10 protein-coding genes are annotated in these 14,024 nt (G+C 41.8%); 3 read left to right on the top strand and 7 right to left on the bottom strand.

The annotated features are described in order from the left end of the window. Nucleotides 1-5 precede the first annotated feature (5 nt). Nucleotides 6-1,007, top strand: coding sequence for an LPP20 family lipoprotein (locus EV194_RS05220; protein WP_132432773.1), 1,002 nt, complete (start codon nt 6-8; stop codon nt 1,005-1,007). Here EV194_RS05220 and gluP read toward each other — a convergent pair. From gluP to EV194_RS05195, 5 genes are all read right to left on the bottom strand, one after another. Beyond that, nucleotides 1,004-2,230 carry a glucose/galactose MFS transporter gene (gluP, locus tag EV194_RS05215; RefSeq protein ID WP_132432771.1) on the bottom strand — a complete coding sequence of 409 codons (1,227 nt, stop codon included), beginning with the start codon at nt 2,228-2,230 and terminating at the stop codon, nt 1,004-1,006. The genes EV194_RS05220 and gluP overlap by 4 nt on opposite strands. A gap of 68 nt (nt 2,231-2,298) precedes the next feature. Beyond that, complete coding sequence (locus EV194_RS05210; protein WP_132432769.1) at nt 2,299-3,057, bottom strand: YdcF family protein; 759 nt, start codon at nt 3,055-3,057, stop codon at nt 2,299-2,301. Between the two features lie 82 nt (nt 3,058-3,139). After that, nucleotides 3,140-4,345 carry a tryptophan synthase subunit beta gene (gene trpB / locus EV194_RS05205; protein ID WP_132432767.1) on the bottom strand — a complete coding sequence of 402 codons (1,206 nt, stop codon included), beginning with the start codon at nt 4,343-4,345 and terminating at the stop codon, nt 3,140-3,142. A gap of 151 nt (nt 4,346-4,496) precedes the next feature. Further along, on the bottom strand, nt 4,497-5,480 hold the full coding sequence (locus EV194_RS05200; RefSeq protein ID WP_132432765.1) for an ROK family protein: 984 nt from the start codon (nt 5,478-5,480) through the stop codon (nt 4,497-4,499). Between the two features lie 129 nt (nt 5,481-5,609). Beyond that, on the bottom strand, nt 5,610-7,001 hold the full coding sequence (locus EV194_RS05195) for a sugar MFS transporter (RefSeq protein ID WP_132432763.1): 1,392 nt from the start codon (nt 6,999-7,001) through the stop codon (nt 5,610-5,612). A gap of 672 nt (nt 7,002-7,673) precedes the next feature. Here EV194_RS05195 and EV194_RS05190 point away from each other — a divergent pair. After that, on the top strand, nt 7,674-9,266 hold the full coding sequence (locus EV194_RS05190; RefSeq protein ID WP_132432761.1) for a BCCT family transporter: 1,593 nt from the start codon (nt 7,674-7,676) through the stop codon (nt 9,264-9,266). Between the two features lie 84 nt (nt 9,267-9,350). After that, on the top strand, nt 9,351-10,211 hold the full coding sequence (locus EV194_RS05185; RefSeq protein WP_132432759.1) for a universal stress protein: 861 nt from the start codon (nt 9,351-9,353) through the stop codon (nt 10,209-10,211). Nucleotides 10,212-10,504: 293 nt separating this feature from the next. Here the strand turns inward: EV194_RS05185 and EV194_RS05180 are convergent, their stop codons facing one another. Both EV194_RS05180 and EV194_RS05175 read right to left on the bottom strand, forming a co-directional pair. After that, nucleotides 10,505-10,798 (bottom strand): PG0541 family transporter-associated protein, encoded by a 294-nt coding sequence (locus tag EV194_RS05180; RefSeq protein ID WP_132432757.1) that lies wholly within the window; start codon nt 10,796-10,798, stop codon nt 10,505-10,507. Nucleotides 10,799-10,887: 89 nt separating this feature from the next. Continuing rightward, nucleotides 10,888-14,013 carry an efflux RND transporter permease subunit gene (locus EV194_RS05175; protein ID WP_132432755.1) on the bottom strand — a complete coding sequence of 1,042 codons (3,126 nt, stop codon included), beginning with the start codon at nt 14,011-14,013 and terminating at the stop codon, nt 10,888-10,890. Nucleotides 14,014-14,024: the final 11 nt, after the last annotated feature.

Below are 14,024 nucleotides of genomic sequence, written 5' to 3'. Positions count from 1 at the left end.
GTTTTATGATGCAGATGAGTACCAAGTTTCCATATATATTGATAGCAATAATGCTTTTGGCATTATTAAACAGTTGTGGATCAGCCAGAAAAGCCGAAGCAGAATTTGCTTCGCAGCCCGAATGGCTGCGAAGCCGGCCAATCGACAGACAATATTATCATGGAATTGGATCCGTGCCAAAAGCAGGCTCACCTCAACTATACCGGGACAGAGCCCGTCAGGCTGCTCTGGACGACCTGGCTGCACAAATCAGAACTCAATTGACCTCCACTACCACTGTTTATCAGGCCGAAGACCGGTTTGGAGCCAGAGAATTTCTCCAAAGTCGCATCGAAACCGTTACCAACGAGCACCTGGAAGGATATGAATTTGTTGACAGATGGGAAAGTGCTGGTTATATTCATAAATACTACCGGTTGTCGGTTTCAGAATACAGCTACCATCAAAACAGGAGAAGAAACGAAGCCTTAATCAGCGCCAGAACCAGATTCGAGCAAGCTGTCATTTATGAACATACCTTCAACTATGCCAGGGCATTTTCCCTTTATACAGAGTGCCTTGAATTGGTAAAGGATTATCTGCACACCGGCACAACCATTGCCATCACCGATGACACCTCCGTTGACATTGGAACTGAATCTTTATCCAGACTTCATAGAATTTCCAGAAGTCTTAATATTAAAACCGAGATCGAATCAGCAACCGAACAAAACAACAGGCATTTCATCATAGTGAATGAAGATGATCAACCCATTGCCGATGTCCCAGTGCGTTTTGATTACACCGGGAGCTATTTGTCAAGAAACCGTGCTGTGAGCAATCAACAAGGGTTGATTGCTTTTCCTGAATTAAGAACCATCAGGGATCGTCCAGAACGACTAACAGCCACCATCGATCTGCGATCGATGGTGCGTCAGGCCACCTCTGATCTTGAAATCCGCAGATTGGTTGAAAACTGGCAGGGAGCATCAACGGAAGTCATCATAACATCTGCCGACCTGAATTAACGCCGGATGCTGTGCCCCTTCATGGCGTAGTAAAGAATATAAATATACGCCGGAATAAATATCCAGTATGCCCTCTGGTAATCCACCACAGTTGCTGCATCACCCACAGTGAATGCATCCACCAGTACACCAAAAATGAGAGGAATAACAGCTCCTCCAACAATGCCCATAACAAGCAGCGAGGATCCTGTTTTTGTAAATCTTCCTAAGTCGGCTATGGCCAAGGGCCATATAGCTGGCCACATGAGAGAGTTCGCAAAACTAGCCAAGGCAAGTGCGTAAACTCCATATTCGCCCGGAAGCATGATGAGACAAAGTGATGCAACAATTCCGATGAGAGAGAATACCGTCAATGCTTTCGTCTGCGAGATAAATCGAGGAATGGCAATAACTCCAAAAATATATCCAAGCACCAAACCAAGAGTCACATACACCGAGAAACTCTCCACAGCGACATCGTGACCAAAAACCATTCGCGCATAACTTACGATCGATGCCATGGGTAGTGTTTCTACTCCAACATAAAGAAATAAAGCCAATACGCCTAAAAGAAGGTGCGGAAACTGAAAGATAGAGGTTTTTCCTGCTGCATAAGATGAACCATCAGTCCCTTCCTCTTCATCCTCACCTTCAGCTTTCACCTCAGGAAGGGGAGCGAAAAATATGAAAACAGCCAGAACCAACAGAATTATGGTAATCAAGTAAAAGGGCTGAACTACATCGGCCAGATTGGCATTGCCTAAATCAAGAAACATTCCTAAAAAGAGAGAGGATACCCACCATGCTGTTTTGTTGAAAATTCCCATCAGGCAAATTCGCATGGCTGCGCTCTCCTGTGGCCCAATAATGGTGATGTATGGATTAATGGCCGTTTGTAGCAGTGTATTTCCCATACCGCCAATGAACAAGGCCAGCAAGAACATAGGGAAACTTAACATTCGTGCAGAGGGGATAAACAGAAACATTCCCAATGCCATTAACAGAAATGCCACTGCCAACCCCGGACGGTATCCAATTTTTTTAAGAATTATCCCCGAAGGCGCACCAAAAACAACAAAGGCCGAAAATATGGCTGCTGTTACCAAATACGATTGCGCATTGCTGAGTTGAAATGCATTTTGCAAAAATGGAATGAGCATACCACTGATTCCGACACCAAAACCGGTTACAAAAAAAACGATGCTGATGATGCCCATGGCAATCAGAAAATTCTTTTTTATCATGTTCAATTCATATTTGAGTAATGTTATTGTCTGTTTTTGATGTTGGGATTTTAAACCACTAAGAATCGTTAAAGATATCCTCTTAGCCGATAAACTGCAATACCAACCCACTCTTTAAGAATCAACTCCCATGAATTAAAAATCCCCGCCGATGGCAAAATTACATTAGCCGGGGTTATTGGACTATTTGGATAAAGCGGATCGGCACCTAACGGTATCACATTAAATCCCTGCTTTTCAAACACAGCCCTTGCCCTTTTCATATGCCAGGCCGATGTTACCAGAACGATCTCTTTTTCCCAACCAAATTCGTTAAAAATCTGTGCCGTGTACAAAGCGTTTTCATAAGTATTTCTGGACAGTGAATCCACGACTATTTCAACATCAGCAAGGCTCAGGTTCTCCATAAATTCAGAAAGAAAAGCTCCCTCTCCCCTCTCCTTGTACAAAACAGCAGCTGATCCCCCAGAAATGATGATGCGTTCAACAGGGTTATGATGAGCCAATAAAAGTGTTTGCATCAACCGGTCGCTGCTTTGCCAAAACCTGATTCTTTCCGACTCCTCATACCATGAACTCATCCCGCCAAGAACCACTACCTGCCTGATAGACGAATCATTAACCGGTAATGGATCGGGCGCATCTTCCCACATCACAATCACAGCTCTAAATATCAAAGGATTACTGAAAAACAAGCCCAAAAACAGCGCAATAAACCAAAGCCGTTTCCTCTGCTTTAGAAAGAAATATGAAGCCAGTAGACAGAGAAGAACCAGATTGAGAGGCGACAGAAGAAATCCCAGTAGTTTGGATAAAATGAAGAACATATTGTGGGTGTGTTGTTAAATGTTCCGGCTGCATCATGAAATGATGCAGCCGGAATTGTATTATTAGTCAATACTTTTCTGACTAAAAATAATCTTCTCCATATTTTTCAACCACAAAGTCCATATCCTTATCACCTCGTCCGCTGAGATTCACAAGAATGGAAGTTTGTGGTTCTTTTTGAGCAAGTTTAATGGCATAAGCAACGGCATGGGCACTTTCCAGAGCAGGAATGATTCCTTCCAAACGACTCAATTCAAAAAATGCATCAATGGCTGCTTTATCATCAATTACATCGTAAGTCACTTTTTTCATATCCTTCAACATGCTGTGTTCAGGTCCAACGCCCGGATAATCAAGTCCGCTGGCTACCGAGTATACAGGAGCCGGTTCACCTTTTTCATCCTGCAACATGTAACACTTAAACCCGTGAATCACACCGGGTTTACCCAAAGTCATGGTTGCAGCATGTTCTCCATTGTCCATGGAACGTCCTCCGGGTTCAATTCCATAAAGTTTGCACTCCTCATCATCCATAAATCCGGAAAAAAGCCCCATCGCATTACTTCCACCACCCACACACGCCACAATACTGTCGGGCAGTTCACCGGTCATGTCAAAGAATTGCTCACGGGCTTCGATTCCCACAATGCGCTGAAAATCTCTCACCATCATAGGGAACGGATGTGGGCCAACCACGGAGCCAATGCAATAGATGGTGGTAATCGGGTCTTTCAGGTAAGATTGAAACGCAGAATCAACAGCTTCCTTCAGGGTTTTTAACCCATGAGACACAGGAACAACGGTTGCTCCAAGTACCTTCATGCGCATTACGTTTGGGTGCTCCTTTGCAATATCAACTTCTCCCATGTGAATTTCGCATTCAAGACCAAAATAGGCAGCGGCAGTGGCCAATGCCACTCCATGCTGTCCTGCTCCGGTTTCAGCTATCAGCTTCTTTTTGCCCAAATATTTAGCTAAAAGCGCCTCTCCCATGCAGTGATTCAACTTATGCGCTCCTGTATGATTCAGATCTTCGCGCTTAAGATAGATGCGGCCACCATATTTTTCCGAAAGCCGGTTACAAAAATAGACAGGCGTCGGCCGACCCTGATAATGTTTCCGGATGCTCCGCAACTCTGAAATAAAATTGTGTGATTTGCTGATGGCGTAATAAGCATCATTGATTTTTTTCATCTCCTCCTCTAAAACAGGAGGAATAAATGCGCCACCGTACTCTTTATAAAATCCATCCTTGGAAGGATATTTCTTGAAATAGTTCTCAGACATAATTTTAATATTTTTTGATGCTTAAAAGTAATAAATAAAAATCAAAAAGTGTATTATTCATTTCAAACATAAAGCAAAACTCCTGAATTTCGGCAAAAAAAGGAGAAACCGGTAATGGTTTCTCCTTTTGGTATTTATTAATGCTATTGGACTATGCTTCCTTTTCCATCTCTTTCCAAACAAGAGCACTGGCTCCAACAATGGCAGCATCTCCAGCTTTGAGTTTCGAAGGCAAAATCTTAATCTTATTCTTAAAGATTGGCAGAAGGTGCTGTTCCATACTTGCAATGGTTGGCTTAAAAATGTAATCGCCTGCAGCAGTAGGCCCTCCAAAAAGGAAAATGGCTTCCGGAGCCAAATGGTGAACAGTGTCGGCAAGTCCCTGTCCCAGGTATTTTCCGGTTAGTTCAAAAACTTCCTGCGCTACCTTATCTCCCTTCTCGGCAGCATCGTATATCATTTTAGAATCAAGTTCCTTAAAAGATTTGTCAGCCAGCAAACTGTCAGCAGCATTATATTTCGCCATCAGTTCAAAAGCTGTTCTTTTCATACCCGGAGCTGAGCAATATGCCTCCAGGTGTCCTAAAGCACCGCAGCCACACAATCTGCCTCCTGGAATAAGGGTGGTATGTCCACACTCGCCGGCAAATCCATCATGTCCGTAAACCAAATCACCATTAACAATGATGCCGCTTCCAACTCCGGTTCCCAGCGTGTACATCACAAAATTTTTCATATCCTTTGCACCGCCATAAATCATCTCGCCTAATGCAGCGGCATTGGCATCATTGGTAAGCGCCAGATACTTGTATTCCGGGAATTGCGCTTTTAAAAGGTCTATCAAATGTACAACACCTATAAAAGAAAGGTTCGGCGCATATTCTATGGTTCCGCTATAGTAGTTACCGTTTGGTGCTCCAATTCCAATTCCGAGAATCTCTGAATCCGGATTTGTTAGCTTAACAGATTTAGTCATCTCCTTAACAGTAGCTGCCATCTCTTTAACATACTTGTCAATATCGCCATGAGAAGGAGTGTCAATCCCACCTTTTACCAGAACATTTCCATCTTCATCTACAATTCCAATAGCGGTATTGGTACCGCCAATATCTATTCCTACTGAGAATTTCTTCATGATTACAGAGGTATTTATGTGATTAATTTTTAAAAATTATCAATAAAGATAAGAATCTGTCGGAACAGATTCAACAATTAAAAAACCCATCACCGAAATATCGGTGATGGGTTTAATTTAAAAAAAGTATTATGACATCGAAGCAGGACGAATCTTGCTTCCTTTAACAGCAAAGAAGAAGATATAAAGATAACATAATGCAGGAACAATATAGGCATATGTATATCCATAGTTATCGGCAATTGACCCCATAAGAGGAGGTATAATAGCACCACCAATAATAAGCGCATTGATGATACCGGATGCTGATCCCAGCTCACCACCTTTAAGATCTTTTACGGCCAGTGAGAAAATGTTGGGGAACATGATTGAATTGAATAAGCCAATAGAAACCACAGTCCATAACGCCACATGTCCCGTTGTAAAGGTTGTAACCAAACCTAGAATTCCGGCCATAAGTGCGAAAATTGCCAATGTACGTGCTGGTTTTCCAAAACCAAACTGCATAATGATAAAATTAACAAGCGCCACACCGGTAAAGATTCCACCAATTTGCCAGTTCCACTCTGTTACAAAAGCACCGGATACAAATGCCAGAATTAGAACAAGTCCGGCCAACATAAATTTTTTCGATTTTTCTGCAATATCAGAGAACATTATTGACCCGAAGAAACGACCAACCATTGCTCCACCCCAATAAATTGCGGCATAGGTTGATGCCATTTCTGCCGAAAGGCCAAGGGTACCTCCACGAAGATAGTTAACCATTAAACCGGCGTTACCAACTTCAGCGCCTACATAACAGAAAATTCCAAAAGCACCCATTAAAACGTGAGGATAACGATATACACTTGCAGGAGCTGTATCCTTTTTATCCACAGCAATCACAGGAAGTTTAATCATAAACAGAACAACTGCAACAAATGCAACAATAAGTGCCATTACAATAAATGGGAAAGGAATACGTGTTGCAACTTCAAGTCCATAGGCAAGTTCCTGTGCTTCAGTTGGCTGAGCAGGAAGTTCCAATCCACGGAAAATCACAACGGCAATAAGCCATGGAGCAACCATTGTAGCAATTGAATTTAATGCCTGTGTCAGATTCAGACGACTGGATGCACCGCTTTCAGGGCCAATTGCTGTTACATAAGGATTGGCAGAAACCTGAAGAAATACAACTCCGGTTGCCAAAATAAAAGTAGCCATCAAAAACAAGGGATAGGATGGTATTTTTGCAGCAGGTATGAATACCAAACTACCAATTGCCATTAAAATCAACCCCATGCTCACTGTCCATTTGTATCCAATACGGTTAATCAATATTCCTGTTGGAATTGACATGATTGGATAAGCAATAAAGAAGGAGGAGGTTAATAACTGAGCTTGAAACTCAGTAAGATTAAAAACCGCCATAACCGGCGCACTCAGCTGAATAATAAACGTGGTGGCAAAACCAAAAATAAAAAATATGGCTCCAAAAACGGACATGCCCACCAGAACATTGTTGCTCTTCTTTTCCATAATATAAATATTTGTTAGATGTGTTTTGCAATGATACTTTAAATTTAATTTTTTCACAAAATTTCAATATTGGTTTTTTGCCCAATTTAAAATTTAACTTTTTCGCAACACATCTATAACATCCTGTATTTATGAATCTTCCTCAAAATAATGCAAATGCAATGGGAGGCATACCCAATGACAATTAACAATATTTAACCACCAATATTAAAATTAACTACCTATCTATGACGATATTTGTACGGGGATTTAATAAAAACCTGAATTTAGTTAGTCGGTTTTTATGAAAGGATGATCATCGAAAGATGTCATCCTTTCTTTTTTGTGTGATTATTAAGTTTAATTAACCTCATTTCAAAGATTTTCACCGAATTAGAGCATATATTTGTAGTAGATTTTTTTTCATAGATTTGGATTTGGTTAACAAAGGCTGATTTAAGGGGAAAGGACAGATTTTCGAATCTGTCCTTTTTTTTATGAAAAAACGTGTCATGTTTCAATGTCTCTAAATTTGATCATCCCCTCTATAAAAAATCCATCTTACAGTTTTCGCTTTATGGTTGTGAAAACACTGCCTAATCTCTTTGCAAAAGAAATGCAGATTGATAGCAATATTGAATGAAATTTTGTAGATTTCGATAATGCAATTGTTTATTTCAAAAGAAACTACAGATGAAAAACAGATACTTTGATATTCACGGACCTGTTTTTTGGCCGGCAACCATCCTGATTGTATTGTTTATAGCCATAACGTTGATTGTGGGAGAACCCATGGCAGAGATATTTTCAAATACTCAAAATGCCATTTCCGGAAATTTTGGCTGGTTATTCATCATCGCAGTCAACTTTTTTTTCATATTCAGCTTATACATAGGGTTTGGTAAATATGGGAACATACGTCTGGGCGGAGATGATGCCGAAAAAGAGTTTTCAACACCTGCATGGTTTGCTATGTTATTCAGCGCCGGGATGGGTATTGGAATCCTGTTTTGGGGCGTTGCCGAACCAGTTTTTCACTACATGAATCCGCCGTTTGGTGAAGGTGGCACACTGGAATCGGCTGAAAAGGCTATGAATCTGACCTTCCTGCACTGGGGATTTCATGCATGGGGAATATATGCTCTGGTGGGACTTTCACTGGCTTTTTTCGCTTTTAACCGCAAACAACCCCTTACCATACGCTCCGTATTTCTTCCTTTGCTTGGCAAACGAGTGAACGGACCTGTTGGAAATATCATCGACGTTTTTGCTGTGCTTGCAACGCTTTTCGGATTGGCAACATCCTTAGGATTAGGCGTAAAACAGATAAGCGGCGGATTGCATCACGTATTTGGCACGCCAAATACTGTAACCATGCAGGTATTGCTTATTATAGGCATTACGTTAATCGCAACCATTTCAGTTGTAACCGGCATAAAAAAGGGAGTTCGGTTTCTGAGTGAATGGAACTTGCGAATTGCAGCCATCCTTCTTCTCATCGTACTGATTGTAGGACCAACGCTGTTCATATTTAAGTCGTTTATTCAAAACATTGGAAATTACCTGAACGAAATACTGATGGTTTCCACCTGGACAGAGGCCTACCGCGACCGCGGATGGCAGGGTAGCTGGACAGTGTTTTACTGGGCATGGTGGATTTCCTGGTCGCCTTTTGTGGGCATGTTTATTGCCAGAGTCTCCAAAGGAAGAACCATACGGGAATTTATTTTTGGCGTGCTTCTGGTTCCATCCTTAATTACCTTTTTATGGCTTACTGCCTTTGGAGGCTCGGCCATATGGCTCGACCTGAAAGGTGTTGTTCCCGGTTTGGGAGAACGGATAATTGCAGACGAGTCAACGGCACTGTTCGTTTTTTTTGAGAATTTTCCATTGGCGAACATTGCCTCAGTTATTGGAATTCTTTTGGTTATGAGCTTTTTTGTCACCTCATCGGACTCCGGCTCATTGGTAATTGATTCCATCACGGCAGGCGGAAAACTTGATGCACCTGTGGGCCAGCGCATTTTTTGGGCCAACACCGAAGGAGCCGTAGCCGCAGTACTTTTAGTAGGCGGAGGATTAACGGCACTGCAAACAGCGGCAGTTACTACCGGACTCCCATTTCTCATTATTTTGTTGGTTATGATTTATAGTTTAAACAAAGGCTTGAAATCGGAAATGGCAAGAACCATCTACTTATCCAAAAGTGAAGACAAAAAATCGTATGAGAAGAAAATAGCCGGAATGATTGCCAAACGATTAATTAAAAAAGAGACAAAAAAATAGTTTGAAGCATCTGTTCCCGGAATTCATTACGCGTATGCTTAATGAATTGCTCTCCATTAATGGAAAACCAAAAACATCAGAAAAATGAAGAATGCAAACATCGCCATATTAATCGACATGTCCGAAATGGACAACATTATACTGAACTATGCAAAACGGCTGGACGAAAGCCATCATTTCAATTCCATTCACCTGGTACATTTTGTGGAGGTAACAGAATTTCCCAAAGAAATTCTGGAAATGTATCCCGATCTTGACCAACCCATAGAAAACATGATTGCCGAAGAGATTGAAGAGTACAAAAACGACTGCCTCCCACATTGTCAGGAAAAAATAAAAATACATGTTCATGGAGGAGGTGAAATGGAATCGTTTCTTGAGTGGATGGATGAACAGTCGTTTGATCTGGTTATAATTGGCAAGAAATCGGGTTCACATGGTTCCGGTATTTTTTCAGGAAAAATGGTTAGGCTACTGAGCAACAACACATTGTTTGTAACTGAAATGGCCAGAGGTGATATTCATAAAATCATGGTTCCCATTGACTTTTCGAATTACACCCAAAAAGTGCTGAAACTAGCCAAAACAAGTGCTAATCTGATAAATGCAGAGTTGGTTCCGGTTCACGCATTAAAAATGAGCCTGCAGTACTATCCTTTTGTAAAAAACAAGGAAGAACTGGAAAAGATGCTTGAAAAAGAGGTCGAAAAAAAGTTTGAGAAACTGAAACAAAAAACTGGTATTTCAGAGAGTTGCCTGATTGTAAATGCAGGCGATCAGCACATATCCAAAGCCATTTACGATCAAGCCATATTCCAAAGCATTGATTTAATCATTTTAGGAAATAAAGGCAAAGCAGACGACAGCGACCTTTTAATTGGTAGCGTGGCGGAAAGAATGATCGCACATGACAGAAACATTCCAGTGTTGATTGTTAATAAGTGATATTTTTAAAGGTAATGGTTTGGAAGGGTGAAAGGTGGCACGGTTGGAGGGTTAAAAGGAGTTAGAGTTTATGGTTTTGAGTTGATAAGGAATGTTGAAATGTTTTGAGTTTATGGTTGGTAGTTTTCTAACCACAATGCTCACAAAGATTTACACAACGTACACGAAGCGTTCTTAGTGACATCTGTGTCCTTCTTTGTGCACATGGTGGTTTCAATCTTATGTGCCTTATGTGGTTAAAATTAAACATCACTGCACTCAACAACAAAACAATAACTATGAATATTCTCTATCTAAAGAGAATCTTCAACATTCCAAACATAGGCTCGGATTCCTTGCATTTGTGTTTTAGAATCCAACTTTCGCAAAGTGTCCATAAGCTCCTTTACTTTTTCATCAGGAACGATGGTTAAAATTGTATCATTAAGAGCCGGCCAGGTATGTGTTCCCATGTGGGGTTCGCCATCTTCGCTCCCTCTCCCTTGGACTTGGTTCCAACGGGTATAACCCCGAATCTTCATTCGGTCAAGAATAAACTCTACCTTTTCGGTTAAAGCCTGATTATATGCTATAAACACTGCCTTCATTTGACAATCTATTTTAATCTGACTATTATCTTCTAATGATTGAATAACCCGATGACCATAGGTCATCGGGTGTTATAACCTTCTCATTTCTATTGAAGTTCCAACTCCATCAGTTCCAAACGCTTTTGCTCACGCTTCATACGATTGGCTCCAAACAGAGTGTAAACCACAGGAATTAATATCAAAGTTATAAGTGTAGAGAACATCAATCCACCAATGATACTAACCCCCATTGGTTGCCAGATTTCTGAACCTTCACCAATACCCATGGCAAGAGGAATCATGGCCAAAGCAGTTGTTAATGTTGTCATAAGTACCGGACGGAGACGGGATTTCCCGGCGGTTACAACAGCCTCTTTTAACTGCAACCCTCTATCGCGCATCAGATTGGTATAATCTACCAAAACAATACCATTTTTCACAACAATTCCCACCAACATCACCGAACCAATAAGAGAGATCAGATTAAGAGTGTGCCCGGTAACAAACAGAGCCAAAAACACACCGGTGAATGCAAACGGCAACGTTAGCATGATAATAAATGGTGATCGCAAGGACTCAAACTGAGATGCCATGACAATGTAAACAAGAATGATAACCAGGCCAAGTAATAGAAAAATATCTGCAAAAGCTTCCTGTTGCTCCTCAACAGTTCCTCCAATATCCATTCCTATTCCGGCCGGCACATCCATTTTCGCGAATTCGGCACGAATATCCCTTACAACGTCGGTAAGTGAAGCATTGAAAATGGATGCCGTAACCCGAATGATACGCTGCCTGTTTTCTCTTTCGATGGATGGAGGAGAGAAAAATTCCTGCAAACCACCAACTTCGCTTAATCGGATAAAGACTCCCTGACTGTTCGGGATCATGATGTTTTCGACATGAGCCAGAGAAGTGCGGAATTGTTCATCGTAACGCACCACAATGTCGTACTCTTCACCATCTTCGCGAAACTGAGCAGCAGTTAATCCCTGGATGCGGTTGCGCAGTGCATTGGCCACCTGTGAAGTATTCAGACCATGCAACGCCATTTTTTCCCTGTCAAGAACCAGCTGATACTCCACACTTGAACGGTCCCGACTGATTTCAACATCCCTCAGACCGTCCATATTGTTCATGGCTTCGGCCATCTGGTCAGCCAAATCACCCGTAACATCGAGGTCAAAACCTGAAATAATAACTTCAACGGTGCTGGCTCCACTACCCAGTCCACCACCACCTCCTCCAGGATCGACTCTAAAATTATCAATTTCGGGTATGGATGAGAGATCGGCGCGCATCAAATCACCTATTTCATAAATATCCCTGTCGCGCTCAGTACTGGGGGACATTCGCATGGTAAAATTGATGATGTGTGAGCCGTTATCACTAAAAGCAGCAAAAATATTTCCGTCATCGGCCACCCCTGCACTGGTTGAAATCACCTCCACTTCAGGATACTTTTCAAGAAAAGTTTTTTCTATCTGTCTGGCAACGACCTTGGTTTTTTCCAGCCCAACGCCCATGGGCAACTCAACTGACACTTCCATTCGGGCATTATCGGCCGGTGGGAAAAACTCAACACCTACAATTGGTAATAAGAATAAACTTCCAATAAACAGTCCAACGGAAGAAACCACTACCAGCCATCGACGGCGAACAGCAAACTTCAATGTATTCTCGTAAATATCATCCAACCAACCGAGAAACTTCTCAATTTGATCAAAAATCACCTTTATTACACCCGTTTTCCTCGGAGGCTGTGCACGCATCATTTGCGAAGCCAACATGGGCGTAAGCGTTAAGGCTGCCAAAGTTGAAACAATTACGACCAGTGTCACAATCATCCCCAATTGACGAAACATAATTCCACTCAACCCCTGGATCAATGTCAGCGGAAAGAAAACCGCCACCACTGTGAGGGTTGTAGCCACCACAGCCAATCCCACTTCATTGGTTCCGTAAATGGCAGCCTCACGTGGTGAGGCGCCTTTCTCAATATGAGAAGTGATGTTCTCCAAAACCACAATGGCATCATCAACCACCATCCCAATGGCAATGGATAAGGATGAAAGAGAAATGATATTCAGAGTATTGCCTGTTACATAAAGATAAATAAACGACACAATAAGCGACACCGGAATGGTGAGTATGATGATGAAAGTTGCTCGCCATCTTCCAAGGAAGAACAACACCACCAAAACCACAAAGATACCGGCATACAATATGGTAGTAGCTAAACTGTTAATGGAGTTTTCGATAAATTCAGAAGTATCAAAAATCATATCAAGCTTTACGTCGGCAGGAAGCGACTCCATTAAAGATGGCAACATGGCATTCACCTCTTTGGCAATTTCAACGGCATTACCTCCCGATTGTTGCTGAATGATGATTCTGGCACCTTGTCGTCCGTTGCTCCGTTCATCAATGGTCATTTTGGCGATGGTATCCTTTACAACAGCCACGTCACGCATCCTTACGGTGCGTCCCTCAAAATTCCCTACAACCAAATTTGCAATCTCGTCGGCTCCTTTATACTCGCCTTCTACCCTGATGGGATATGAAAAACTACCGATATCCAAAGTACCTCCCGGCAGGTTTAAATTCTCCTGCCTTATGAGATTTCCCAGCTGTTCAACCGATACATTATAGGCTTCCAATTTACCGGGATCAACATTCACCTGGATCTCTCGTTTAGGACCTCCGGAAAGTGATACTGCTCCAATTCCCTCTACCCGATTAAGAGGATTTACAATGGCATCGTCAAGCAATTTAGTCAATGCCGGATAACTCTCTTCAGCGGTTGCCGACAGCATCATGATTGGAATCATGCTGGTGCTGAACTTAAAAAGAATTGGCTTATCGGAGTCTTCAGGTAAAAAAGCCTCTGCCCTTCCAAGAACATCCCGAATATCATTGGTGGCTTCATCGAGGTTTGAGCCCCATTCAAATTCCATCATCAAGACGGAAATATTGTCCCGGGATGTAGAGGTTAATTTTTTAAGATTATTAACCGTATTCAATTGATCCTCCAACAAACGTGATACGTTTGTTTCTATATCAATGGCACTTGCACCCTGGTAAAAAGTAAAAACAGTAACAATGGGTGGTTCAATTTCGGGGTACAAATCAATGGGCAGATATCGCAATGAATAGAGCCCAAATATCACTACCCCAAAGAATATCAATATTGTAGTAACCGGCTTTTTAACAGCCGTTTCATATATCCTCATGGTTCTATATT

Origin of the sequence: Natronoflexus pectinivorans (genome assembly GCF_004345615.1) — a bacterium.
In the GTDB taxonomy this organism is placed as follows: Bacteria; Bacteroidota; Bacteroidia; order Bacteroidales; family Marinilabiliaceae; genus Natronoflexus; species Natronoflexus pectinivorans.
Note: the sequence above shows the minus strand (reverse complement) of the source record. Positions and strands in the feature narration are given on the sequence as shown.